This window comes from Streptomyces sp. NPDC001828 (assembly GCF_042892175.1).
Classification (GTDB): Bacteria; Actinomycetota; Actinomycetes; order Streptomycetales; family Streptomycetaceae; genus Streptomyces.
In genome coordinates this window covers 375,816-400,471 of the sequence record NZ_JBIATV010000002.1, presented here as the reverse complement: position 1 = coordinate 400,471, position 24,656 = coordinate 375,816, and the positions used below count along the sequence as shown (strand labels likewise).

The following is a 24,656-nucleotide window of genomic DNA, read 5'->3' as shown; positions in this document are numbered from 1 at the left end:
GGGGTCTCAGGCCTCGCGGGAGCCGGCGTACATCTCCTCGATCAGGGCCCGGTACTCGCGCTCGACGACCGGGCGCTTCAGCTTGAGGCTGGGCGTCAGCTCGCCGTGCTCGATGTCGAGATCGCGCGGAAGCAGCCGGAACTTCTTGATCGTCTGCCAGCGCTGGAGGCCTTCGTTGAGGCGCTTGACGTAGCCCTCGACCAGCTCCAGCGTCTGCGGGGCGGCCACGACCTCGGCGTAACCGCCCTTGATGCCCTGCTCCTTGGCCCAGCCGAGGATGGTGGGCTCGTCGAGGGAGATCAGCGCGGTGCAGAAGTTCCGGTCGGCGCCGTGCACCAGGATGTTGGAGACGAACGGGCAGACCGCCTTGAACTGGCCCTCGACCTCGGCGGGCGCGATGTACTTGCCGCCCGAGGTCTTGATGAGGTCCTTCTTGCGGTCGGTGATGCGCAGATAGCCGTCCGCGGACAGCTCGCCGATGTCACCGGTGTGGAACCAGCCGTCGGACTCCAGGACCTCGGCGGTCTTCTCGGGCAGCCGGTGGTAGCCCTCCATGATGCCGGGGCCGCGCAGCAGGATCTCGCCGTCGTCCGCGATCCGCACCTCGGTGCCGGGCAGCGGCTTGCCGACGGTGCCGGTGCGGTAGGCCTCGCCCGGGTTGACGAAGGAGGCGGCCGAGGACTCGGTGAGGCCGTAGCCCTCCAGGATGTGGATGCCGGCGCCGGCGAAGAAGAAGCCGATGTCGGGCGCGAGCGCCGCCGAGCCGGAGACACAGGCCCGCAGCCGGCCGCCGAACGCCTCGCGGATCTTGCTGTAGACCAGCGCGTCGGCGGCCTTGTGCTTGGCCGCGAGGGCGAAGGGCGCCCCGGGCCGGCCGGTGCGGCGGAAGTTGTCCTGGCTGACCTTCGCGTACTCGCGGGCCACCCCGGCCGCCCACTGGAAGATCTTGTACTTGGCGCCGCCGCCCTCGCGGGCCTTGCTCGCGACGCCGTTGTAGACCTTCTCGAAGATGCGGGGCACGGCCGCCATGTAGGTCGGCTGGACCACCGGCAGATTCTCGATGATCTTGTCGATCCGGCCGTCGACCGCCGTGACGTGCCCGACCTCGATCTGGCCGGAGGTCAGCACCTTGCCGAAGACGTGCGCCAGCGGCAGCCACAGGTACTGGACGTCGTCGGCGGTGATCAGGCCGGTGGCCACGGTGGCCCGGGCCATGTACGACCAGTTGTCGTGCGGCAGCCGCACGCCCTTGGGGCGGCCGGTGGTGCCGGAGGTGTAGATGAGGGTGGCGAGCTGGTCGGCGGTGATCGCCGCGATCCGCTCCTTGACCGCCCCGGGGTTCTTCTCCAGGTGGGCCGCGCCGCGCGCCTCCAGGTCGGCGAGGCTGAGCACCCAGCCCTCCGGGTCGCCCTCGGCGGGCTCGGCGCCGGCCGGGTCGATGACGACGACGTGCTTCAGCTCCGGCAGCTCGGCGCGGCGCTCACGGGCCTTGGCCAGCTGGGCGGCGTCCTCCGCGATCAGGACCCGGCTCTCGGAGTCGGCCAGGATGAACGCCGACTCCTCGGCGTTGGTGGAGGGGTAGATCGTGGTCGTGGCGGCCCCGGCGCACATCACCCCGAGGTCGGCCAGGATCCACTCGACGCGGGTGGAGGAGGCGAGCGCGACCCGCTCCTCGGCCCGCACCCCGAGGTCGGCGAGGCCCGCCGCGATCGCGTAGACCCGCTCGGCGGCCTGGGCCCAGCTCAGCGACTTCCACTCGTCGGGGCTCTGGCCGCTGCCCGGTACCGGGTAGCGGTAGGCCTCGGCGTCCGGCGTGGCGTCCACGCGCTGGACGAAGAGGGTCGCCACGGACGGCGGCCGGTTCTCGATCAAGGTCTGTGTGTCGCTCACGACGTCCTCCGGGCTGGCCTGCGGCAAGGCTGCGCGACTGGTTTTGTTGTTCGAGTGCTCTGGCTGTCCGACCCTTGTTTAACTGGCGAGTAACCATCGGGCCGTGATCAGAGTAAGGCGCCACCGCCCGGCGCGTAAGGGGCAACGGAGAGTGGTTTCATAACGAACGGACCCCCGCGCGAAGGCGCGGGGGTCCGTTGTGGCGATGGTGCGAAGAGCCGGTGATCGCGGGCGTACTACTTCTTCTTGCCGCCCGACTCGTCGCTGGAGAGCACCGCGATGAAGGCCTCCTGGGGGACCTCCACGGAGCCCACCATCTTCATCCGCTTCTTGCCCTCCTTCTGCTTCTCGAGCAGCTTGCGCTTGCGCGAGATGTCACCGCCGTAGCACTTGGCGAGGACGTCCTTGCGGATGGCGCGGATCGTCTCGCGGGCGATGACCCGGGAGCCGATCGCGGCCTGGACGGGCACCTCGAAGGCCTGGCGCGGGATGAGCTCGCGCAGCTTGGCGACCAGGCGCACGCCGTAGGCGTAGGCCGCGTCCTTGTGGCAGACCGCCGAGAAGGCGTCGACCTTGTCGCCGTGCAGCAGGATGTCGACCTTGACCAGGCTCGCGGCCTGCTCGCCGGTGGGCTCGTAGTCCAGCGAGGCGTAGCCGCGGGTCTTGGACTTCAGCTGGTCGAAGAAGTCGAAGACGATCTCCGCGAGCGGCAGCGTGTAGCGGATCTCGACCCGGTCCTCGGACAGGTAGTCCATGCCGAGCAGGGTGCCGCGCCGGGTCTGGCACAGCTCCATGATCGAGCCGATGAACTCCGACGGGGCGAGGATCGTGGCCCGCACGACCGGCTCGTACACGTCCGAGATCTTGCCCTCGGGGAACTCGCTCGGGTTGGTGACCGTGACCTCCTTGCCGTCCTCCAGGACGACCCGGTAGACCACGTTGGGCGCGGTCGCGATGAGGTCGAGGTTGAACTCGCGCTCCAGGCGCTCGCGGATCACGTCGAGGTGCAGCAGGCCGAGGAAGCCGACGCGGAAGCCGAAGCCGAGGGCCGCGGAGGTCTCCGGCTCGTACACCAGGGCGGCGTCGTTGAGCTGGAGCTTGTCGAGGGCCTCGCGCAGGTCCGGGTAGTCCGAGCCGTCCAGCGGATACAGACCGGAGAAGACCATCGGCTTCGGGTCCTTGTAGCCGCCGAGGGCCTCGGTGGCCCCGTTGTGCAGGCTGGTGATGGTGTCACCGACCTTGGACTGACGGACGTCCTTCACGCCGGTGATGATGTAGCCCACCTCGCCGACGCCGATGCCGTCGGCCGGGGTCATCTCGGGGGACGAGACGCCGATCTCGAGGAGCTCGTGGGTGGCGCCGGTCGACATCATGCGGATGCGCTCGCGCTTGTTGAGCTGGCCGTCGACGACACGGACATAGGTGACGACGCCGCGGTAGGAGTCGTACACCGAGTCGAAGATCATCGCGCGGGCGGGCGCGTCGGCGACGCCGACCGGGGCGGGCACGTCACGGACCACGCGGTCCAGGAGCGCGTCCACGCCGACGCCGGTCTTCGCCGAGACCTTGAGCACGTCCTCGGGCTGGCAGCCGATGAGGTTGGCCAGCTCCTCGGAGAACTTCTCGGGCTGGGCGGCCGGCAGGTCGATCTTGTTGAGGACGGGAACGATGGTGAGGTCGTTCTCCATGGCCAGGTACAGGTTGGCCAGCGTCTGCGCCTCGATGCCCTGGGCGGCGTCGACGAGCAGGACCGTGCCCTCACAGGCGGCGAGCGAGCGCGACACCTCGTACGTGAAGTCCACGTGGCCCGGGGTGTCGATCATGTTCAGGATGTGGGCCCGGCCCTGGCCGGGGCCGTCGCTGGGAGCCCACGGCAGACGGACCGCCTGGGACTTGATCGTGATGCCGCGCTCGCGCTCGATGTCCATGCGGTCGAGGTACTGAGCACGCATCTGCCGCTGATCGACGACACCGGTCAGCTGGAGCATCCGGTCGGCAAGGGTCGACTTGCCGTGGTCGATGTGCGCGATGATGCAGAAGTTGCGGATCAGCGCCGGGTCGGTACGGCTCGGCTCGGGCACGTTGGGAGGAGTCGCGGGCACGCAGGGTCCTGATTCTTGAGGCGCGCGGTCTGATCGCGGCGCCTCGTCTCGGGTCGACGACGGTTCGATACGTAAGTAGCAGCCCCTATCGTCCCACGCCTGCGGGCCTGTGCTCGGTTTGGGCTGGTCGGGGGGCGGCTGGTAACGTGGACAGCTGTGTCTCGTCACCCTTGTGGCGGCGGGACGCGACCTAAGATCGAATCATCGAACCTGCAAAGGCTCTTTCGTGGCGAACATCAAGTCCCAGATCAAGCGGAACAAGACGAACGAGAAGGCGCGCCTGCGCAACAAGGCCGTCAAGTCCTCGCTCAAGACCGCGATCCGCAAGGCCCGTGAGGCTGCTGCGGCCGGCGACCTCGAGAAGGCCACCGTGGCCGCTCGCGAGGCCTCCAAGAAGCTCGACAAGGCCGTCAGCAAGGGTGTCATCCACAAGAACGCCGCCGCCAACAAGAAGTCGGCGCTGGCGCACAAGGTTGCCGCTCTCCAGGGCTAAGACTCAACCGCTTCATCTGATCGACCGCCTTACGGGACTCAGCGGACCCTCTCTACCGCTCCCGTACGGCAGCTTGGGTGCCGCACGCGGACGCGTTCGCCACGCGGGTGCGGCGCAGCAGAAGTAACACCGAGGCCCCGTTCCTCGTCCTTCCCCAGGACGGAACGGGGCCTTCGTGCTGCCCGCACGCGGTCGGTGCGGTACGGGGTCAGTGCGGTACGCGGCCGACCAGGTCGACGACCTCGCCGAGGAAGCCCTCGTCGAGCATGGTGGACACCGCGGTGTCGCCCTCGTCGCGCAGCCCCGCGTCGTGGCAGGCCACCCCCACCAGATAGCCGCCGTCGAGTTCGAAGGTGGCGAAGGCCCACTCGCCGTGCGAGGCGGGCTCGCCCTGCGGGGTGAGCAGGGTGGCGGCCTCGGCGTCGAAGCCGAACTGGGTGAAGCCCATCCGCATGCCCTGCCCGAGCGCCTTGGTGTACGCCTCCTTCAGGGTCCAGGTCCGCACCAGGCGGCGCTGCTGCTCGGCCTCGTCCAGGGCGCCGAGCCAGCGGCGCTCGGCGGGGGTGCACAGATGGCGCTGGACGGCGGAGTACTGGATGCGGCGGTCGGCGAGCTCGGTGTCGACGCCGACCCGGCCGCGCCGGTTGAGGCCCACCACCAGGAGATCCCCGGTGTGGCTGAGGCTGACCTCGATCTGGTCGCAGCCGCGCAGATAGGGGCGCCCGCCCGCCTTGGAGGCGAGCTCCACGGTCTCGGGCGGGGTCTGCAGGGCGGCGCCCGCGGTGTACTTCACCAGGAGCCGGGACGCGGCGAAGCGGTCGCGGGCCTCGGGGTCGGCGAGGTTGTTGAGGCGCTGCCAGTCGCGGGCGCCCAGCAGCGGGCGCAGCTGGGGGTCGGCGATGGCCGCAGGCAGCCAGTCCCGCCAGCTCGCGTGCACCACGACGTGGCCGTGCCACGCCATGGACTGCCGCACCCGGCTCCATGGGCTGTCGGGTCCCGGCATCAGAAGGGGTTCGGCGATGCCCGTCCTCTTGAGGGGGCTCATGGGGTACCTGCTTCCGCCAGAGGCGCGTCGTGAAGATCGAAACTGCGGCCGGCGCGAAAACGCTCCAGCAGCTCCTCCGCGACCCGGTCGACGCAGTCCGGCGGCAGCGGAGGAAGGGTGAGGCCGAGCCGGCGCCCGTAGCGGTGCAGGGCGAGCACCAGCCAGGCGGGGTCGGCGAGGAATCCGGCGCCGCGCCGGTGGTGCTCCCACCGGGCCAGCGCCGCGCCCGCCGCGGACAGGACGGAGTGCCGGTCGGCGAGGGCGGCGGTGGCGGGGCTCGCGAGGGCGGCCCGGTCGCCGGGTTCGATGAGGAGGCAGGCCTCGCGGACGGCGAGGAGGTCGGCGTGGAAGGCGGTGGCCATCGTCCGGAGCACCTCGCCGTAGGGGCCCTCGGGTGCGGAGCCGGCGAGGCGGGCGGCGACCGCGGTGAGGGACGCGGCCAGGAAGTCGCCGCCGCCCGCGACTTCTAGGCCGCCGATGTCGAGGTGCGGCACGGGCTCCGCGCTGTCGAACAGGGCGGCCGGCGGTTCGGCCTCCTGCCCCCAGAAGTGCCGTGCCAGAATGGGCAGTTGGGGAATGACCACGGCCTGGCAGGACGCGGTGCCGGCGTGGCCGAGCCCGGCGGCGGGCAGGTCGCGCAGGAGCTTGGTGAGCATCCCCTGGTCGGTGTCGCGGCTGTAGCCGCCGGCCCCGAGGACGGTGGCGAGCTCCTCCAGGTCGTCCCGGAGCAGATCCGGTACGAGGTACTTGAGTTCGGCCGCGGCCAGATGGGCGGCGCCGGGCAGCAGGGACAGGGCGCGCAGCACGGCGGTGGCCATGGCGTCGCCCGCCAGCAGATCGGCGAACACCCCAGCCAGGACGCCGCGTTGGCGCCTGCCGAGACTCTCGCCCGCGAGGGCCGCCCGCACGGCGGCGCGCAGCACGGTGTCCACGGAGGCGATGACGGCGCCGGTGATCAGGGTGCGGTTGAGCTGGAAGGTGCGCAGCGCGAGCCGTACGCCCGCGCCGGGTTCGCCGACCAGCGCGTCCCCGGGCACCTCGCACTCGTCGAACTCGTACCCGGCGAAGCGGCAGCCGCGCATGCCGGTGGTGGGCTGCCGCTTCAGCAACCGCACGCTGTCGTTGGGCAGTTGGGCCGGGTCGAGCAGGAACACCGAGTGCGAGGCGGGCCCCGGCGCGGGGTCGGTGCGGACGTAGGCGACGACGGCGCCCGCGCGTTCGGCGTTGATGACGACGTCCTTGCGGCCGTCCAGGACGAAGCCGCCGGAGTACTCCATGGCGGTGAGTTCGCCGCGCAGCATCGCGGTGCCGTGGGCGAGCGAGCGGTGCACGATGGCCGCGCGGCCGCCCGACACCAGGAGCCCGGCCACGCTCGCGCGCTGCTGGGGCGACCCGGCGGCGAACACCGGGGCGGCCGCGAACAGCGAGGTGATGCCGTAGCCGAAGGCGAGGGCGACATCGCGCCGGAAGACCGGGCGCAGCATCCGCATCAGCTGGTCGGCGTCGCGCAGCCGGCCGCCGAGCGCGACCGGCACCAGCTCGGCGCCGAAGCCCACCTCGTCCAGCAACTCCTCTGCGGCACCCAGGAGTTCGCTCTGTCCGTCGGCGGCGAGCAGGGCCCGGAAGCCGAGCGGGTTGGCCGGGTCGCAGGGGTCGCCGAAGCGGAATTCGAGCCGCTCGGCGCGCCGGCGGACGTCCGGGTCGGCGACCCGGACGGCGGTCTCGGTCATGGACTCAGCCTCCTTCCGCGGCGTACGGGGGCGCCGAGGCGTACAGCGGGCGCAGTTCGCCGCGCAGATAGAGCTCGCGCATGAGCGAGCGGCGGACCTTGCCGCTGGTGGTGCGGCGCACGGTGCCGGGGCGGACCAGGAGCACCCCGCCGAGGGACGCGCCGAACTCCTCGTGCAGGCAGCCGCGCACCCGCTCGGCGAGGTCGGCGAGCTGGCCGTGGCTCCAGCCGGCGCCGCGGATCTCCTGGATGGCGACGATCTGCTCGTGCTCGGCGGGCGCGGAGAGCACCACGGCCGAGCCGAACGGGGCGCCGGAGCGGGCGAGTTGGCGCTCGGCCTCCTGGGGGTGCAGGGTGCGGCCGTCGACGAGGAGGGCGTCCTTGATGCGGCCGGTGAGGTACAGCTCGCCGTCGCGCAGCGCGCCGAGGTCTCCGGTGCGCAGGAAGCCGTACTCGCCGGAGGCGGTCGCGTGCCCGAAGGCGGCGGCGGTCTCCAGGGGGCGGCGCCAGTAGCCGTCGGCGACGGCCTCGCCGCGCACCCAGATCTCCCCGACCGTCCCCTCGGGCAGCACGGCGGAGCTGCGCGGGTCGACGATGCGTACGGTGACGCCGCGCGCGGGGCCGCAGCCCGCCAGGGTGCGCACCGGGTGGCCCGGCACCGGTGGGGTGAGTTCGCCGCGTTCCAGGGCTTCGGCGGAGACGGTGGCCGGGGCGGGCGGCAGCCGGTCGGCGAGGCTGACCAGCAGGGTGGCCTCGGCGAGCCCGTATCCGGCGGCGAGCACGCCGGGGCGCAGGCCGGCGGCCGCGAAGCGGTGGGCGAAGGCGGTGAGGGTGACCGCGGAGACCGGCTCGGAGGCGTTGACGGCGGTGGTCAGCGCGCTCAGGTCCAGGCCCGCGAGGTCCTCGTCGGTGGCTTCGGCCAGGCACCGGGCGTACGCGGAGTCGGGGGCGGCGGTGACGGTGACGCCGTGCCGGGAGATCTCGCGCAGCCAGCTCAACGGGTCGGCGGCGAAACGGCGCCCGGGCATGAGGACGGCGGTGGCGCCCAGCCAGAGCGGGTGCAGGAGCTGGCCGATCAGGCCGAGGTCGTGGTGGAGCGGGAGCCAGCCGCCGACGCGGGCGTTCTCGTCGGTGCCGAGCGCGGTGCGCAGGCTCTCCATGGTGGCGAGGAGGTTGGCGTGGGTGACCTGGACGCCGCGCGGGGCGGCGGTGGACCCGGAGGTGTACTGGAGCAGCGCGGTGTCGCCGCCGTCGAGGGCGGGCGGGCGCCAGTCGGCGCCGTCGTCGGGGAGGCAGTCGACGGCCAGGCAGACCACGGAGGAGCGCCCGGCGTCCGCGAGGCGCCGGGAGAGTTCGCCGGCCTGGGCGGACTCGGTGAGCAGGACGGCCGCGTCGGTCTCGGCGGCGATGGCGGCGGTGCGTTCGGCGGCGGCCCGCGAGGTGTCCGGGGGCGGCACGGGTACGGCGACGGCGCCCGCGTACAGGCAGCCGACGAGGGCGGTGACGGCGTGCGGGCCGCCGTCCATGGAGATGAGGACGGGCCGGCCGGCCGCGCGGCGGCGCAGCAGCGCGGCCGCGACGGACCTGGCCCGTGCGTCGAGTTCCCCATAGGTGCGCCCGTCGGCGTTGCCCTCACCGTCCAGGCAGAGCAGAGCGGTCCGTGCGGCCCTGTCGGTGAACCGGGCCGCCAGTGCCTGTGTGAAGCTCCTGGCTTGGGTCATCCTCTGCTCCCTGGTGCTCGGACGGATGGTTGGTTCTCCTACTCTGCGCGTCACCCCTCGACGGCTGCTTGAAGATCAACTGTGCTGCGGCGGGCGGGCCGCTCATCTTCTGTGACCGGGCACCTCGTTCAGCAGGTCCTGCAGGAGCGCGAGTTCCTGACGGGTCAGCGGGACGTCGGGGCGCAGCCGTTCGGGATGGCCCGGCGGCGGGCCGTCGGCGTCGGTGCGCAGCATCAGGCGGAAGCCGCTGTCGAGCGAGTGCAGCCGCGCCCTGTTCCCGTCGGCGGCGGTCAGATACATGTCAACACCGCCGTGGACCATGAGGGCTTCGCCCACGGGTCGCAGGAAGCGGCCGATGAGGCGGCGCCATGTGCCCTTGGGACGGCGGCGGCCGGAGCCCTCGACTCCGTCCGGAACGTCCGGGTTCTGCCGGCGGGCCATGTCAGAGAACACCTTCCGAGCTGGGGTGTCCGTTCATGTTCACGTCACCTCTCCCTTCCCCCTGGCCGCCGGACGGCGCCTGGGTGGAGGGAGGATGGGAGCGACCACTTGAGCCGTGGTCGGGTTCTGGCTGAAAGGCGCGGGTGCGGAACCACTCGTACCGGTCCTGAAACGGCATGTGCCGGATTAGTCTCAGCCCCGGGATCCGGTGGCGGCCTATTGCATAATCGCTAGCAACCGACCCATGATCCAGCACAACGGGGGGCACCATGGTGCGAGTTCTGATTGCCGAAGACATGCATATGCTGCGCAAGGCATTGGTGTCGCTCATTGAACTGGAGTCCGACCTGGAAGTGGTCGCCGAGCTGTCGTCCGGTACGGACATCGTGCCGACCGCGATGGCGATGCGGCCGGATGTCGCCGTTCTCGACATCGATCTGCCCGGCACCGACGGGATCACCGCCGCCGCCGGACTGCACACTTCGGTACCGGAGTGCCGCACGCTCATCCTGACCAGTCTGGGCAGACCGGGAAACCTCAGACGGGCGCTGGCCGCCCACGTCTCCGGCTTCCTCCCGAAGGACTCCGACCCGGACAGCCTGTGCGCCGCGATCCGCCAGGTCGCGGCGGGCGAGCGGGTCATCGACCCGCAACTCGCGCTCGCCACGCTCGACTCGGGCCCTTCCCCGCTCACCGACCGCGAGCGCGAGGTGCTCCAGCTCGCCTCCGAGGGCATGGAGGCCGGCCAGATCGCGTCCCGCCTGCACCTCTCGTCCGGCACCGTGCGCAACTATCTGACCTCGGCCGTCAGCAAACTCAACGCGCGTAACCGGGTCGACGCGATCCGCATCGCCCGTGAGGCGGGCTGGCTGCATTCGGTCTGACCGCCACCGCAAAGGCTGCCGCCACAGCCTGGGCTGAAACGTTTCTTCAGTGGTGTTGTCGCCCCGGCCCTTCAGGCCACGAGCAGGACGACCTCGGCCCGCAGCTCGAACCGGCCGTCGGGGCGCGGCCCGGCGGTGAGCCGCCCGTTGACCGCCTCCACGCGTGTCGTCAGGTTGCCGATCCCGCTGCCGCCGGAGCGGCGAGCGGCGAACTCCGGGTCCCCGGTCGTGTCGGCCCCGTCGTTGACGAGGGTCAGCCGCACCGCGCCGGCCGTCCGCACCGCGGTGATCTCGCAGCAGGCCGGCTTGCTGTGCCGCAGCATGTTCGTCAGGCCCTCGCGGACCATCGTGGCGAGCACGGTCTCCACGTCACCGGGCAGCTCACCGCAGTCCAGGCGGACGGTGGCGTGGATGCCGGCGCCGGTCAGCATCGCCATCGCGTGCTCGGCCTCGGCGGTCAGGCACATCCGCCGGCTGCCGCCCGCCACGGTCCGCACATCGGCGAGCGCCTCGCGGACGATGCCGAGCACCTCGTTCAGCTCGTGCCGCGCCTGCACCGGCCGGTCGGACGCGAGCCGCCGTACCAGCTCGCACTTGAGCGTGATCGCGGACAGGCTGAAGCCGAGCAGATCGTGCAGGTCGCGCGAGAACCGCAGGCGCTCGGTGGTGACCGCGAGGCGGGCGATCTCGGCGCGGGAGCGGTGCAGTTCGGAGGCGAGCTGGGCCATTCTCGTCAGCCCGAAGACGACCACCGCGCAGATCGGGGTGTACGCGGCCTCGTAGACCACGTCCGCCGCCGGAACGCCCACCGCGTACTGGGCGGCGGCGCTCGCCGCGGTGACCAGCAGCAGCACCGGCCAGGCGGCCACCGCGGGCAGGGCGAGCAGCGCCGATCCGGCGAGGAAGCCGGGCAGGCCCGCCCACTCCTTGCCGAACGCCCAGAACGGCACGAACTGGAGCAGCGCCTGGAGCCCCAGCGCCCCGAACCGCACCCGTCCCCGCCAGCGCGGGCCCCAGGAGAAGCGCCGGTGGAAGGACTCGGCGAGCTGGAGCGCGAGACAGCCGAGCAGACAGAGCTCGACGGTGGGCAGGCCGTGTGCGTACGGGGCGTAGGACCAGCCCTCGGCCGAGTACGCCAGGAAGTAGCCGACCAGGACCGCGAGGGTGATCGCGCTCGCGGCGCGGGGCACCACATCGGTGTGGCCGGCCCGGGCGGCCCTGCTCCGGTCCCCGCGCGCGGAACGCCGGCCCCGGCTTCCGGCGTCGGGCGCGGCGGCCTCCTGCCGCAGCGGGACGACCGCCCGCAGTCTGAACCAGCCCCGCCCGTCGGCGCCGTGGGTGAGGGTGCCGCCGAGTTCGCGCAGGCGCGAGTCGAGCGCGGCCAGGCCGCTGCCCGGCTCCGGCTTCGCGGTGCGGCCGCGGCCGACGCCGTCGTTGCCCAGCACGAGAACGGCCACGCCGCCGCCGCGCTCGGTGGTGATGACACAGCGCTCGGCCCTGCTGTGCCGCAGCATGTTGGTCAGACCCTCGCCGAGCACGGCGGCGAGGACGGTGTCCACGGCGGCGGGCAGTTCGCCGCAGCGGTGGCGCACGGTGGTGTCGATGCCCGCCGCCGAGAGCATCGAGACCGCCGCGTTCGCCTCGTCGGACAGGGACATCTGGCGGTAACCGCGGCTGACCGAGCGCACATCGGCGAGCGCCTTGCGCGCGGTGCGCAGCACCTCGGCGACCTCGGCCTGTGCCTTGGCGGGCGCGTCCGCGAGCAGCCGGTGGGCGAGTTCGCACTTGAGGGCGATCACGGACAGGCTGAGCCCGAGGACGTCGTGCAGATCGCGCGCGAACCGTAACCGCTCCCCCGCGACCGCGAGCCGGGACAGCTCCTCACGCGAGGCGTGCAGCCGGTCGATCATGTCGGACATCCGCGAGAGCCCGATGACGACCAGCGGGATCAGCACCGCCTCGATGCCGCCGTACACGAAGTCCCCGGCGTCGAACCGCAGATGGTGGAAGAGCACGAGCTCCCCGGCGACCGCGCACGCGAAGAGCGGCCAGCCCACCGCCGCCGGGAAGACGAGCACCGCCGAGGCCGCGAAGAACTCCGTCATCCCGCCCCACGCGGCCCCGAACACGGCGATCGGCGCGTACGAGAGCAGCCCGAGCAGCGCCCAGGTCGCATAGCGGTAGCGCCCGAGCCGGGGGATGAACCCCGGGAAGGAGTGCACCAGTTGAAGCCCCATGATCCCGGCGAAGCCGAGGACCGCGGCGGCCCCGTGCCACACCGACGGGCGCTCGGCCCACACATGGCTGCCGTCGATCGCGCAGAGGCCGAGCAGCACCCCCGCGGTGATGGCTACCGCCGTACGCCGCGGCAGCGCCCGGCCGTCCCCGCGCACCGGTCCCCCTCGTACGGGTTCCCCACCCGTACGGCCGACCGCATCGGTCCCCAACTCTCCCCCCGGAGCTCTCACATATTCGGTTGCGGGTCGTGCGCCGGCATCCGTTCAGGCCGCTGTGGCGAGGAGTTCGACCTCTGCCCTCAGCTCGAACCATCCGTCCGGCCTCGCCCCCGCTTCGAGGCTGCCGTTCACCGCGTTGACCCGGGTGGTCAGGTTACCGATCCCGCTGCCGCCGTTGACCTTCGAGTCGAGTCCGGTGTCCGCGCAGCCGTCGATCCCGTCGTTCACGAGCGTCAGGCGCACCCCGGCCACCGTGCGCTCCGCGCGTATCTCGCAGTGTGCCGCCCTGCTGTGCCGCAGCATGTTGGTCAGGCCTTCGCGCAGCATGGTGGCGAGCACCGTCTCCACGTCGCCGGGAAGTTCGCCGCAGTCGGTGTCGACCGTCGCCCGGATGCCCACCCCGGCCAGCATGGCCGTGGCGCTCGCCGCCTCCTCGGTCAGGCTCATCCGTTGGCGGCCGTCCGCCACCATCCGCACATCGGCAAGGGCCTGGCGCGCGATCCCCAGTACCTCGGTCAGCTCGGCCTGTGCCTGTACGGGCCTGGTGGGTGCGAGCCGGCGTACCAGCTCGCACTTGAGGGTGATCGCGGACAGACTGAAACCGAGCAGGTCGTGCAGGTCACGCGCGAACCGCAGACGCTCCGTGGTCACCGCCAGGCGCGCGATCTCGGTACGGGACCAGTGCAGTTCGGACGCCAGCTGCGCCATGCGGGACAGACCGAAGACGACGAGACCGCACATGACCGTGTAGGCGCACTCGTACCAGATGTCCCAGAACATGTTGCCCGCCAGGTACAGCTCGACGCCGCACACCGCCGTGAGGCCCGCGACGACCGGCCAGGCGGCAACCGCCGGCAGCGTGAGGAGCGCCGCACCCGCCACGAAGCCGGGCAGCCCGAGCCAGCTCGGCCCGAAGAAGGCCCAGGGTACGAACTGGAGCAGCAGCATCGCGGCGAAGGCGCCATGGCGCAGCAGCCACGGATGGCGCGCCAGCCAGTCGAACCGCCACTGGAACGAGAGGGCGAGCTGGAGCACGAGGGTGGCGACCATGCAGACCTCCTCCACGACCGCCCTGCCGAGCGGCGGCCGGTAGGACATGGCAACCACGGAGTACGCCAGGAAGTAGCCGATCAGAACCGCGAACGTCATCGTGGAGGCCGCGCGCGGGACCATGTCGGGGTGACCGAGCCCCCGGGGCGGGAGCGACGGCCGGCCGGCCGTGCTCGCCTCGGGTACGGCGGCCCGGCCCTGGCCCTGATCCGCTTCCGCCAGGGCGGGCAGCGGCACGACGGCTTCCAGCCGGAACCAGCCCTGTCCGTCGGAGCCGTGCACCAGCTCGCCGCCGAGTTCCCGGACCCGTGAGTCGAGTGCGGCCAGGCCACCGTCAGCGCCGCTCTTGGGCGGCCGGGTCCGGCCGATGCCGTCGTTGGCCAGGATCAACGCGGCGGCGCCGTTCCGGCGTTCGGCGCGGATCTCGCACTGTTCGGCCTTGCTGTGCCGGAGCATGTTGGTCAGCCCCTCGCGCAGGACCGTGGCGAGCAGGGTGTCCACCACGCTCGGCAGCTCCCCGCCCTCGAACTTGAGCGAGGTGCGGATCCCCGCCGCCGAAAGCATCGACACCGCCGCGTGCGCCTCGCCCGAGAGCGACATCTCCCGGTAGCCGCGGCTGACCGAACGCACGTCGGCGAGCGCCTTGCGCGAGGTGCGCAGCACTTCGCCGAGCTCCTCGTTCGCCCTGGCCGGTGCGTCCGCCAACAGCCGGTAGGCGAGTTCGCACTTGAGGGAGATCGCCGAGAGGCTGTAGCCGAGGACGTCGTGCAGGTCGCGGGCGAAGCGCAGGCGCTCGTCCGCGACCGCGAGCCGGGAGAGTTCCGCGCGGGACCGGTGCAGCTTCACGATCATGTCGGACATCCGCGAGAGCCCGATGATGACCAGCGGGATCAGAGCGCCTTCGAGCACGTTGTAGAGCACCGTGTTGGTGTCACGGCCGCTGTAGAGACCCCAGCAGGTGAGCACCCCCGCACCGAAGAGCGGCCAGCCGATCACCGCCGGGAACACCAGGACCGAGGACGCGGTCAGGAACTCCGTCATGCCGCTCCACGCGGAGCCGAACAGGGTGATGGGCGCGTACGCGAGGACCGCCTGCACGGCCCAGGTGCCGTAGCGGTAGCGGTGGAGGCGCGGCAGCAGCTGCGGAAAGGAATGGACGAGCTGCAGCCCCATGATGGCCAGGAAGCAGAACAGGGCCGCGATGTCCTCCCACCACGGCGGATTCTCGGCCCAGATGAAGACGGCGTCGATGATGAAGAATCCGAGCAGAGCGGCCGCGGTCACGGCTATCGCCTTGCGCGGTGGAAGGGCCACACTGCCTACGTCCGCGGGCATTCCTTCCCCATGACCGACTACTTCTGTTTTCAACTGTCCCCCATGGTTTTCGGTGCCCGGTCAAAAGCACGTCTCCGGCCCGGATCATAGGCAATCCGGAGGCCGAATCTGTAGTGCCCGACCGGTTCTCACAGCCGGGCCGACCCTTTGAGATCCACAGCGCTGAGCACGCCGGCGGCAACCGCGTAGGCCAGGGCCGCCCGGACGACACTGCGCGGAAGCGGAACATCGGCCGGTGACCGAAAGTCGCCCTTCGCTCCCTGCAGATGGGCGAGCAGCCGCGGGGCGTCCGGACCGTGCAGTTCGACCCGGTGGTGGGCGCCCTCGTACGACAGCACGGGCTCGCGGCCCGGCCCGCGCAGCACCGCCTCCTTACGCACCCGGAGTTCGCCCCGGGGCGTGACCGGCGGCGGATGGAAGGTGGCGCGAGGTGAGAGCGGGATCACACTCAGCAGCGGCGAGGCCCCGATCGCGAGGTGCCGCACGATCAGGTGCTGCAACGGCTCAAGGGCATCGAGCAGCTCGCGCGACGCCTCGTTCCACTCGTTCTCCGGTACGTCATATCCCGGGAAGCCCGGCACCACGTTGCCGAGGGACACCGGGCCGAACTGCATCCGGTGCAGCGCCTCGCGCAGCAGCGGACCCGGACGCTCCAGGCGCAGCTCCCCCCAGGGCGTACGCAGCACGGTGCTCTGGCCGAACAGCACCGTGACGTCCTCGCGCAGCGACCAGAACTCACCGAGTTCACGGGCCGCGAGGCGGTCGATACGCATGAGAGGGGGTCCTTCCACCGGCAGGGTGTGGTTCGCGTGCGCCGTGCGGGTTCAGAGGAACAGCGGGACCGGGTTGAGGTCCTCGTACGGGGTCGGCGCGGCCAGTCTGCCGAGCTGCACCGGGATGTCGAAGAGTCTTCCGGGGGCGTAGCGGGCCCAGTGGGGTCTGAGTCCGGGCACCACCACCTTGACCACGGGAAGGCCGACGTCGGGCCGCGTCTGGTCGAGTACGAGGAGTTCCATCCCCTTGCCGCGCAGCAGCCCTACGACCGCCTCGATGTCCTCGTACAGGTCGTCGGTCGGAGTGTAGGGGTGCGTGTGCGGGCCGGTTCGGGCGCCGTCGGCGGGAAGGAGGTAGGGATGCCCCTCGACGGTGGCGGTCCGCAGCCATTCGCGTACGTCGGGGTCATCGGCGGCGGCGCGGGAGACGCTCCCGTCGGGTGCCACCACGTGCGGCATCATCTGGTTGAGTTCGGTCAGGGCACGGCGCAGCGCGATCGCGGGGTCGAAATGCGCGCCGAAACCGAACATGATGTCCTGCCGCTGCCCGGGTTCGGCGTCCACAATCCTCGACAGGGCCGCCATGACCGGGATGCCGAGGTCGGCGGTGAGGTCGAGGACCCACACCTCGCGCCCCAACGCGCCGTGCACGCGCCGCAGTTCACTGATCCACGGGTCGTCGAAGGCGTCGAGGTCCACGGCGGGATGACGGGTGCGGTTGTACCACCACAGGGCCAGCGCGTCGCGCTCGACCAGTTCGAGGAACCCCTGGAGCACGGCGTCCTCCACGGTCCCGCCGGCGGCCGTCCCGTTGGAGGTGGCCAGGCAGGAGAAGGCACCTGCGGGCTGGGGTACGCCGTAGTAGAGGAGCGAGGTCGGGAGCAGCTTGTGCCGCTGCTCGGTCACCGACCACAGCGGGGTCCAGTCGGTGGGGGCGTCGGCGTCGAAGGGGTCGGCCACGTGCTGGAAGGGAGCGTGCCGGGCGTTCCAGTCGGCACGTCCGGTGAACTGGCGCTCGTCGTAGAGCTGCACGGCGTCCGGGTGGATCGCGTCGGCCGCCAGTTCCCGGTAGCTGCCGCGCACGGTGGCCTCGCCGCCCTCGAAGTGACCCGAGTGGCGTTCGAGCGCCTCGGCCAGCGCACTGACCCGGGCCTGGACCTCGGTGGCGCCCTTGCCTCCGCAGGATGCCCGCAGGCCTCCGCGTATCGCACCGAGCCCCTCGGTGCCGGCGGCCGGGTTGAGGCCCGCCGAGAAGGAGTTGAAGAAGGCGGGACCGCACTCGTTGCGCACGATGCCGCGCACGAGCCCGGTGACCGGGTCGACCAAGTGACCGTAGCGGTCGAGGAGTTGTCTGGGCGTCAGACTGCGGTGGCCGTTTCCGTCCGTGTCCCGCTTGACGCGGGAGCGCAGCACGACGGGTGCCCGCACCTGTGCCGCGGCCATCCCCGGCTCACCGCAGCTCGGGCACTGCGGGCGGCGGACGACGGGGTGGAGTTCGCCGGTGAGGGTCAGCCCGTCGAGCGTGCGCAGCGCCTGCTGGCTCGCGTCCCGGTATCCGGCCAGCCACTTGGCGGCTTCGAGCCCCGCCAGCTGGAGGGCGGCGAGCCGGGCGGCGGGCAGGGTGCAGGACGGGCGGGCCACCGGGCCCGAACGGCCCAGCATCCGCTGGACGTGGGCCTCCACCGGGCGGCTGCGCCACAGACGTTCGGCCAGGCAGGCCCAGCAGGGCCCGTCCGCGTCCCCGAAGAAGGGGCCGATCCACAGCTCGGTGCCCTCGGTCTTCACCGGCAGCCAGCGCCTGCCCGAGGCCCTGAACTCGGCGTCGATGACGGCGAGTTCAGGGTCCAGATAGTCGTCACACAGGACGAGTGCGAGATCCGCGGGCTCGTCGGTGACGGTGAGCCCGGCGGCGCCGAGGACCGCGCACAGCTCCTCCGCGCTCGTGCTCCCGGCCGCCACGACGCGTATCGCGCCGTGGGCCAGGGCGTCGGCCGCCATGGTGCCGTCCAGCCCCGCCGCTTCCCAGTACGCCTGCTCGGCCGCCTCCTGCGGCGACATCTGGCGCTCGCGGCCGCAGAGCAGCCCGGCGCCGGTCAGTCGCGACACCAGCCGGGCGGCCTGCCCGGTGGGGAGCGCGCCCTCCGTGTCCCGGGCGATGCGCTCCAGGGGGCGGGTGCCGTCGAGCAGGGGGGCGAGCCGTGCGATCTGCTCGCCGTGCAGTGCGGTGACCCGCTGGTCGGAGATCAGGTACACCGCTTCACCGGGCACCTGCTCGACCCGCAGGTGCGGCTTGAACCCCAGGAGCGGGGCGGCGGTCCGGACGGCCCCCATCAGACGGTGCGCCGGGAGGTCTCGGTGGCGGCGGAGGCCGGTATCGGGGCGACGCCGGAGCCCGAGCACAACATCGGAACCTGTCCGAAAGCGGCCTGCCGCCCGAACTCCTCGATCACGAGGTCATCGCTGACAGACACCGCAAGTCCGACGTTCGCATTCATGGTTTTCCCCCTGGCAGACAGCTGACGAAGGCTCGGGGGACCTGACCCCCTAGCCGTCGGCTCTCGACTCCTGGTCGGGCCGACGTCCAGAACTCTGCCGGGTCGGCCGAATCCGCCCCAGTGCCGCCGTCACGGGATGCACATGAAACTTTCATACCCGTGCCCAGGACACTCACATGCCGGGTTCAGGAGCGCGGCACTGCCGTAAGCCGGGCCCGGATGACAGCTTTTGAGGGTGCTTGGAGCCGGGTCCGAAAACCATCGGGTCATCCGGCAGATCCGACCCCGGAGGAATCCCATGGAGATCAAGGTTCTCGGTCCGCTCATGGCCGAGTCGGGCGGCACGTCGGTCGTCCCGAGCGCCGGCAAGCCGCGGCAGATACTGGCGCTGCTCTCGGTGTACGCCAACCAGGTCATGCCCGTGCCGACGCTGATGGAGGAGATCTGGGGCGCCGACATGCCCCGGAGCGCGCTGACCACCCTGCAGACGTACATCCTTCAGCTGCGCCGGCTGATCGCGGGAGCGCTCGGCCCGGACAGCCCCTACACCGCACGTGAGGTGCTGGCCACCCGGCACGGTGGCTACCTCCTCGAAGTGACGCCGGGTGCGGTGGACGTGCACGAGTACGACCGTCTGGTGGCGACCGGGCGCGGTGCCGCCGAGCGCGGCGACGACGAGAGCGCGGCCGCGCTCTACCGCGAGGCGCTCGGCATGTGGCGCGGGCCGGCCCTGGTCGACGTGCGCCTGGGGCCGCTGCTGGAGATCGAGCTGGTCCGGCTCGAAGAGAGCCGGCTCGGCGTCCTGGAGCAGCGGATCGACTCGGATCTGCGGCTCGGACGCCACATGCAACTGCTCGCCGAACTCACCTCCCTGACGGCCCGTCACCCGCTGCACGAGGGCCTGCACGCCCAGTGCATGGTGGCGCTGTACCGCTCGGGCCGGCAGTGGCAGGCGCTGGACGTGTTCCAGAACCTGCGCCGCGGGCTCGCCGACGAGCTGGGGCTCGACCCCTCGGCGCGGCTGCGGCAGCTGCACCGCGCGGTGCTCGCCGGCGACCCGGCGCTGGACTCGCACCTGGCCGGGCGCCGCCCGGTGCTCGACCTCTTCGCCGCCTGAGCGGCGCACGGGCGGCCCGACCGCCCGGCAGCAACGCGTCCGGACCCCGCCCTCTCCCCCCACAGGGCGGGGTCCGACGCGTGCGTGGCTCGATCCGGCCTCTAGGCCCTCGACGCACAGTGCCCCCCGAACGTCGCCAAACGACACTGGGGGTTACCTTGCGAGTCATCGATCTGTCGTCGCCCGTGGACGCGGCCGGCTGGGAACCGGACCCGATCGTCCACGAGATCATGACGCCCGCAGAGGGCGCCGCACACATGGCGGCGGAGATGAAGGAGCACTTCGGGCTCGACTTCGATCCCGCCGACCTGCCCGGGGGCGAACTCCTGTCCCTGGACACGCTCACCCTGACCAGCCACACCGGCACCCATGTGGACGCCCCCTCGCACTACGGCTCGGTCGGCGACTACGGGCGGCCCCGGCACATCGACGAGATGCCGCTGGACTGGTTCCTGCGCCCGGCCGTCGTGCTCGACGTCAGCGATGTCGGCATCGGCGCCATCGGCGTCGAGCGCATCGAGAAGCAGATCGCCGAGATCGGGTACACCCCGCAGCCGCTCGACATCGTCATGCTGCACACGGGGGCGTCCCGGCACTCGGGCACGCCGCGGTACTTCACCGATTTCGCGGGCCTCGACGGACCCGCCACCGACTTCCTGCTCGACCTCGGCGTACGGGTCATCGGCACCGACGCCTGGAGCCTGGACGCACCCTTCGGGCACATGATCCGCACCTTCCAGGAGACCGGCGACAAGTCGGTCCTGTGGCCCGCGCACTTCGCGGGGCGGCGGCGCGAGTACTGCCAGGTCGAGCGGCTCGCCCAGCTCGACACGCTGCCCACGCACGGCTTCCGGGTGTCCTGCTTCCCCGTGAAGATCGCCGGAGCGGGGGCGGGCTGGACCCGGGCGGTCGCCCTGATCGACGAATGAGGGCCGAGAGCGCCACGCGGGAGGACACCGTGACGCCCTGGCTGTTCTGCTTCCACCACGCGGGCGCCGGGATCTCCTCCTTCGCCAAGTGGCAGAAGATCCTGGGCGACACGGCCGAGGTGGTGCCGGTCCTGCTGCCGGGCCGCGGGCCGCGCGCCAAGGAGGCCCGGATCACCGACGCCACCGAACTCATGAACGAGCTACGGGAGTTGATCACCCCGCTGCTCGACCGGCCCTACCTCCTGTACGGGCACAGCCTGGGCGGTCTGGTCGCGCACGCGCTGACCCGGACCCTGGAGGACGACGGGCTGCTGCCGCCGGCCCGCCTGGTGATCGGGGCCGTGCCGCCGCCGCATCTGCGCAACACGCTGCTGCGCGGGGCGCGGCTCCCGGACCACGAACTCATCGATCTGCTGGTCGACTTGGAGGCGGCTCCGCCGGAGGCCGGCGGGCGGGACCGGTCGCTGTGGCAGCGCCATGTGATCCCGGCGCTCCGTGACGATCTGCGGCTCGGCGAGGCGCTGTGCCAGGTCAACGCCGACAAGGCGGTGGGCACCCCGCTGATGGCGCTGGCCGGCCGGGACGATCCGATCGCGCCGCTGTGGGAAGTGGCCGAGTGGGCCGACTACTCGGTGACCCGCTTCCGGCTCCAGACCATGCCCGGCGACCACTTCTTCGTGCGCGAGCGCGTGGTGCCCGAGCTGCTTCGCGAAGTGGCCCTCGAACTGCGGGAGTCGCTCAAGGGCGAGTACGGCGGCGAGTCGAGCGGGCGTCAAGAGGACGGGACGAGACTCCTTCCAACAGCGGATCTCACAGCGGACCTATCAGAGAGGTGACGCAGCCGTGCTGCACATTCCCGGGGCGCACCCCCAGGCCCAGCCCAACGAGGGGGACAGGTGAGCCGACGCGTAGTCATCACCGGAATCGGTGTGGTCGCCCCCGGGGGCGTTGGCACCAAGGAGTACTGGTCCCTGCTGACCGCGGGCCGCACCGCGACCAGGGCCGTCACGCTCTTCGACGCCTCGGCCTTCCGGTCGAGGATCGCCGCCGAAGTGGACTTCGACCCGGTCGCCCAGGGGCTGACCGAGGAGCAGGCGGGACGGCTCGACCGGGCCGCCCAGTTCGCACTCGTCGGCGCCCGTGAGGCGGTCACCGACAGCGGTCTCGACATGACGGGCATCGACCCGTTCCGCACCGGCGTCACCATCGGCAGCGCGGTCGGCGCGACCACCGGGCTCGACTACGAGTACGCGGCGGTCAGCAACAACGGCGCCGAGTGGCTCGTCGACCACGAGCGGGCCGTGCCGCACCTGTACGACTACTTCGTGCCGAGCTCGTTCGCGGCCGAAGTGGCCTGGGAGTTCGGCGCGCAGGGCCCCACGGCCGTGGTCTCCACCGGCTGCACCTCGGGCCTCGACTCGGTCGGCCACGCCGTCGAGCTGATCCGCGAGGGCAGCGCCGACGTCATGATCGCCGGTGCCACCGAGGCGCCGATCTCGCCGATCTCGGTCGCCTGCTTCGACGCCATCAAGGCCACCTCGAACCGCAACGACGAGCCGGAGACGGCCTCGCGGCCCTTCGACAAGTCCCGCAACGGCTTCGTACTCGGCGAGGGCAGCGCGGTGTTCGTCCTGGAGGAGTACGAGCAGGCCGTGGCGCGCGGCGCGCACATCTACGCCGAGATCGCCGGGTTCGCCTCGCGCTCCAACGCGTACAACATGACGGGCCTGCGGGCGGACGGCGCGGAGATGGCCGAGGCCATCGGCGCGGCGCTCGACGAGGCCGGCATCCCCGGCACCGACATCGACTACATCAACGCGCACGGCTCGGGCACCCTGCAGAACGACCGGCACGAGACCGCCGCGTTCAAGAAGAGCCTCGGCGACCACGCGTACGCGACGCCCGTCTCCTCCATCAAGTCGATGATCGGGCACTCGCTCGGTGCCATCGGCTCCCTGGAGATCGCGGCGTCCGCGCTCGCCATCGAGCACGGCATGGTGCCGCCCACCGCGAATCTGCACGAGGCCGACCCCAAGTGCGACCTCGACTACACGCCGGTCCACGCCCGTGAGCGCGAGATCAACACCGTGCTCAGCGTGGGCAGCGGCTTCGGCGGATTCCAGAGCGCGATCGTGCTCACCAAGCCCGAGCGGAGGAAGACGGCATGACGAGCGAGCTGCTCGAACGTACGGCGGTTCGCTCCGCCACCGCGGTGTTCACCGGGATCGGCGTCACCGCCCCCAACGGCCTTGGCACACAGGCCTGGTGGGAGGCGACGGTGGCCGGCGAGAGCGGCATCCGCCCGGTCTCCCGCTTCGACGCCTCCGGCTACCCGTCGACGCTCGCGGGCGAGGTGCCCGGCTTCGAGGCCGAGGAGCACATCCCGAGCCGGCTGCTTCCGCAGACCGACCACATGACGCGGCTCGCGCTGACCGCCGCCAAGGAGGCCCTGGAGGACTCGGGCGCCGACCCGGCCGAGATGCCGCAGTACTCGGCGGGCGCGGTCACCGCGGCCTCCGCCGGCGGCTTCGAGTTCGGCCAGCGCGAGCTCCAGGCGCTGTGGAGCAAGGGCGGCCAGTACGTCTCCGCGTACCAGTCGTACGCCTGGTTCTACGCCGTCAACACCGGCCAGATCTCCATCCGGCACGGCCTTCGCGGGCCCAGCGGCGTCCTGGTCACCGAGCAGGCGGGCGGCCTCGACGCCGTCGCGCAGGCCCGGCGCCAGCTGCGCAAGGGCAGCAAGCTCATCGTCACCGGTGGCGTGGACGGCGCGGTCTGCCCCTGGGGCTGGACGGCGCAGCTCGCCGGCGGCCGGATGAGCCCGGTCGCCGATCCGGCGCGCGCGTTCCTGCCGTTCGACAGCGAGGCCAGCGGTTACGTCGCCGGCGAGGGCGGCGCGATCCTCGTCCTGGAGGACGCCGAGGCGGCCCGCGAGCGCGGCGCCCGGATCTACGGACAGCTCTCGGGTTACGCCGCCACGTTCGACCCCGGGCCGGGCCGCGAAGGTGAGCCGGGCCTGCGCCGGGCGGCCGAACTCGCGCTCACCGAGGCCGGGTTGACGGCATCCGATGTGGACGTCGTCTTCGCCGACGCGTCCGGGGTGCCCGAGCTCGACCGCCAGGAGGAGGCGGCGCTCACCGCCCTCTTCGGCCCCCGTGGGGTGCCGGTGACGGCCCCCAAGACCATGACGGGCCGCCTGTCGGCCGGCGGCGCCTCGCTCGACCTGGCGGCGGCGCTGCTCTCCATCCGGGACGCGGTGATCCCGCCGACCGTGAACGTCACCTCACCGGTCGCGGCCGACGCGCTCGACCTGGTCACCGAGGCCCGGCGCGGGCCCGTCCGCACCGCACTGGTCCTGGCCCGTGGAACCGGCGGCTTCAACGCCGCGGCCGTCGTGACCGCGGCGAACTGAACTCCAACTGTTGTCATTGAGAGAGGCGAGCTTCATGAATCTCAAGGAACTGACCACGCTGCTGCGCGAGTGCGCGGGTGTCGGCGAGGGGATCGACCTGGACGGCGACGTCCTGGACGTGCCGTTCGACGACCTGGGCTACGACTCCCTGGCGATCCTTCAGGTGACGGGTGTCATCGAGCGGGACTACCAGATACAGCTGTCCGACGACACGGTCGCGGAGGCGTCCACGCCGCGGGTGCTGCTGGAGTTCATCAACGAGTGCCTGTCCTCCGCGAAGGCCGCGGCGTAACCCCGCCCGCACCCCGGCCGCCCACCCTCCACGGGTGCGGCGGCCGTCCGCGTTCCTGGGGCTCCGCCCCAGACCCCGTTCGCGCCTAAAGGGCGCTCGTCCTCAAACGCCGGACGGGCTGAGGATGCCCATACCACCGGCGCCGCCAGGGGCGCGAGGAACTGCGCGACCAGCCACGCACGGTGCGAGGACGAAAAGAGGTTGGGGGCGCGGGGAACTGCGCGACCGGCCACGCACGGTGCGAGGACGAAAGGGGTTAGGGGCGCGAGGAACTGCGCGACCAGCCACGCACGGTGCGAGGACGAAAGGGGTTAGGGGCGCGGGGAACTGCGCGACCAGCCACCCACGGCCCGCAGACGACACCCGCACCCGGAATCTCATACCCCCGGAGGGTTGCGGGAAGGGGCGGGGCGGGGCGAACTCCCGGGGTCTGGGGCGGAGCCCCAGCGGCCCACCCCCGGCCCCGGCCCCGCAGCCGACATGCGTACCCCG

The 24,656-nt window shown here is 71.8% G+C and carries 19 protein-coding genes; 8 read left to right on the top strand and 11 right to left on the bottom strand.

The genetic code is table 11. The features are described from left to right. Window positions 1–6 precede the first annotated feature (6 nt). Together ACFYZA_RS08660 and lepA are read right to left on the bottom strand one after the other, a co-directional pair. The gene (locus ACFYZA_RS08660; protein ID WP_382593555.1) at window positions 7–1,890 is read right to left on the bottom strand and encodes an AMP-dependent synthetase/ligase; all 1,884 of its coding nucleotides are present in this window, start codon (window positions 1,888–1,890) and stop codon (window positions 7–9) included. A gap of 236 nt (window positions 1,891–2,126) precedes the next feature. Beyond that, window positions 2,127–3,992: a translation elongation factor 4 gene (gene lepA / locus ACFYZA_RS08655; protein WP_345261788.1), complete on the bottom strand. Its 1,866-nt coding sequence runs from the start codon at window positions 3,990–3,992 to the stop codon at window positions 2,127–2,129. Between the two features lie 226 nt (window positions 3,993–4,218). On the opposite strand from lepA, the gene rpsT reads away from it, so the two are divergent. Beyond that, the gene (rpsT, locus tag ACFYZA_RS08650; protein ID WP_350230208.1) at window positions 4,219–4,485 is read left to right on the top strand and encodes a 30S ribosomal protein S20; all 267 of its coding nucleotides are present in this window, start codon (window positions 4,219–4,221) and stop codon (window positions 4,483–4,485) included. 208 nt (window positions 4,486–4,693) lie between these two features. Here the strand turns inward: rpsT and ACFYZA_RS08645 are convergent, their stop codons facing one another. From ACFYZA_RS08645 to ACFYZA_RS08630, 4 genes are all read right to left on the bottom strand, one after another. Then, complete coding sequence (locus ACFYZA_RS08645; RefSeq protein ID WP_382593549.1) at window positions 4,694–5,530, bottom strand: 4'-phosphopantetheinyl transferase family protein; 837 nt, start codon at window positions 5,528–5,530, stop codon at window positions 4,694–4,696. Next, a complete protein-coding gene (locus ACFYZA_RS08640) occupies window positions 5,527–7,260 on the bottom strand; it encodes an acyl-CoA dehydrogenase (RefSeq protein WP_388488569.1) in 1,734 nt (577 codons plus the stop codon). The genes ACFYZA_RS08645 and ACFYZA_RS08640 overlap by 4 nt, the downstream gene beginning before the upstream one ends. A 4-nt stretch (window positions 7,261–7,264) precedes the next feature. Further along, entirely contained in the window at window positions 7,265–8,980 is a 1,716-nt protein-coding gene (locus ACFYZA_RS08635; protein ID WP_382593543.1) for a fatty acyl-AMP ligase, read from the bottom strand. 102 nt (window positions 8,981–9,082) lie between these two features. After that, window positions 9,083–9,421 (bottom strand): DUF6059 family protein, encoded by a 339-nt coding sequence (locus ACFYZA_RS08630; RefSeq protein ID WP_382593540.1) that lies wholly within the window; start codon window positions 9,419–9,421, stop codon window positions 9,083–9,085. Window positions 9,422–9,690: 269 nt separating this feature from the next. On the opposite strand from ACFYZA_RS08630, the gene ACFYZA_RS08625 reads away from it, so the two are divergent. After that, window positions 9,691–10,305: a DNA-binding response regulator gene (locus ACFYZA_RS08625; RefSeq protein WP_053726109.1), complete on the top strand. Its 615-nt coding sequence runs from the start codon at window positions 9,691–9,693 to the stop codon at window positions 10,303–10,305. Window positions 10,306–10,376: 71 nt separating this feature from the next. Here ACFYZA_RS08625 and ACFYZA_RS08620 read toward each other — a convergent pair whose 3' ends face one another. The 5 genes from ACFYZA_RS08620 to ACFYZA_RS08600 form a co-directional block, all read right to left on the bottom strand. Further along, the gene (locus ACFYZA_RS08620; RefSeq protein WP_388488565.1) at window positions 10,377–12,698 is read right to left on the bottom strand and encodes a sensor histidine kinase; all 2,322 of its coding nucleotides are present in this window, start codon (window positions 12,696–12,698) and stop codon (window positions 10,377–10,379) included. A 108-nt stretch (window positions 12,699–12,806) separates the two neighbouring features. Continuing rightward, window positions 12,807–15,095: a sensor histidine kinase gene (locus ACFYZA_RS08615; RefSeq protein WP_382593533.1), complete on the bottom strand. Its 2,289-nt coding sequence runs from the start codon at window positions 15,093–15,095 to the stop codon at window positions 12,807–12,809. 179 nt (window positions 15,096–15,274) lie between these two features. Next, a complete protein-coding gene (locus tag ACFYZA_RS08610) occupies window positions 15,275–15,919 on the bottom strand; it encodes a hypothetical protein (protein ID WP_382593529.1) in 645 nt (214 codons plus the stop codon). A 51-nt stretch (window positions 15,920–15,970) separates the two neighbouring features. Beyond that, window positions 15,971–18,250: a TOMM precursor leader peptide-binding protein gene (locus ACFYZA_RS08605; protein ID WP_388488561.1), complete on the bottom strand. Its 2,280-nt coding sequence runs from the start codon at window positions 18,248–18,250 to the stop codon at window positions 15,971–15,973. Continuing rightward, on the bottom strand, window positions 18,250–18,414 hold the full coding sequence (locus tag ACFYZA_RS08600) for a hypothetical protein (protein ID WP_161244451.1): 165 nt from the start codon (window positions 18,412–18,414) through the stop codon (window positions 18,250–18,252). Before ACFYZA_RS08600 ends, ACFYZA_RS08605 begins: the two co-directional genes overlap by 1 nt. A 298-nt stretch (window positions 18,415–18,712) precedes the next feature. Between ACFYZA_RS08600 and ACFYZA_RS08595 the strand changes: the two genes are divergently transcribed. From ACFYZA_RS08595 to ACFYZA_RS08570, 6 genes are all read left to right on the top strand, one after another. Then, window positions 18,713–19,531 (top strand): BTAD domain-containing putative transcriptional regulator, encoded by an 819-nt coding sequence (locus tag ACFYZA_RS08595; RefSeq protein ID WP_382593522.1) that lies wholly within the window; start codon window positions 18,713–18,715, stop codon window positions 19,529–19,531. A 158-nt stretch (window positions 19,532–19,689) separates the two neighbouring features. Further along, the gene (locus ACFYZA_RS08590; protein ID WP_382593519.1) at window positions 19,690–20,460 is read left to right on the top strand and encodes a cyclase family protein; all 771 of its coding nucleotides are present in this window, start codon (window positions 19,690–19,692) and stop codon (window positions 20,458–20,460) included. Window positions 20,461–20,489: 29 nt separating this feature from the next. After that, window positions 20,490–21,296 (top strand): thioesterase II family protein, encoded by an 807-nt coding sequence (locus tag ACFYZA_RS08585; protein WP_388488558.1) that lies wholly within the window; start codon window positions 20,490–20,492, stop codon window positions 21,294–21,296. Window positions 21,297–21,356: 60 nt separating this feature from the next. Next, window positions 21,357–22,628 (top strand): beta-ketoacyl-[acyl-carrier-protein] synthase family protein, encoded by a 1,272-nt coding sequence (locus ACFYZA_RS08580; protein ID WP_382593513.1) that lies wholly within the window; start codon window positions 21,357–21,359, stop codon window positions 22,626–22,628. Beyond that, entirely contained in the window at window positions 22,625–23,872 is a 1,248-nt protein-coding gene (locus ACFYZA_RS08575; protein ID WP_388488555.1) for a ketosynthase chain-length factor, read from the top strand. The genes ACFYZA_RS08580 and ACFYZA_RS08575 overlap by 4 nt, the downstream gene beginning before the upstream one ends. A 34-nt stretch (window positions 23,873–23,906) precedes the next feature. Beyond that, window positions 23,907–24,164 carry an acyl carrier protein gene (locus tag ACFYZA_RS08570; RefSeq protein WP_161244445.1) on the top strand — a complete coding sequence of 86 codons (258 nt, stop codon included), beginning with the start codon at window positions 23,907–23,909 and terminating at the stop codon, window positions 24,162–24,164. The last annotated feature ends 492 nt before the right edge of the window (window positions 24,165–24,656 follow it).

Bases quoted from the DNA above. Each gene is read 5' to 3' on its own strand.
- ACFYZA_RS08645 (WP_382593549.1), bottom strand. From the start codon at position 5,530: ATGAGCCCCCTCAAGAGGACGGGCATCGCCGAACCCCTTCTGATGCCG.
- ACFYZA_RS08640 (WP_388488569.1), bottom strand. From the start codon at position 7,260: ATGACCGAGACCGCCGTCCGGGTCGCCGACCCGGACGTCCGCCGGCGC.
- ACFYZA_RS08635 (WP_382593543.1), bottom strand. From the start codon at position 8,980: ATGACCCAAGCCAGGAGCTTCACACAGGCACTGGCGGCCCGGTTCACC.
- ACFYZA_RS08630 (WP_382593540.1), bottom strand. From the start codon at position 9,421: ATGGCCCGCCGGCAGAACCCGGACGTTCCGGACGGAGTCGAGGGCTCC.
- ACFYZA_RS08625 (WP_053726109.1), top strand. From the start codon at position 9,691: ATGGTGCGAGTTCTGATTGCCGAAGACATGCATATGCTGCGCAAGGCA.
- ACFYZA_RS08610 (WP_382593529.1), bottom strand. From the start codon at position 15,919: ATGCGTATCGACCGCCTCGCGGCCCGTGAACTCGGTGAGTTCTGGTCG.
- ACFYZA_RS08605 (WP_388488561.1), bottom strand. From the start codon at position 18,250: ATGGGGGCCGTCCGGACCGCCGCCCCGCTCCTGGGGTTCAAGCCGCAC.
- ACFYZA_RS08600 (WP_161244451.1), bottom strand. From the start codon at position 18,414: ATGAATGCGAACGTCGGACTTGCGGTGTCTGTCAGCGATGACCTCGTG.
- ACFYZA_RS08595 (WP_382593522.1), top strand. From the start codon at position 18,713: ATGGAGATCAAGGTTCTCGGTCCGCTCATGGCCGAGTCGGGCGGCACG.
- ACFYZA_RS08575 (WP_388488555.1), top strand. From the start codon at position 22,625: ATGACGAGCGAGCTGCTCGAACGTACGGCGGTTCGCTCCGCCACCGCG.
- ACFYZA_RS08570 (WP_161244445.1), top strand. From the start codon at position 23,907: ATGAATCTCAAGGAACTGACCACGCTGCTGCGCGAGTGCGCGGGTGTC.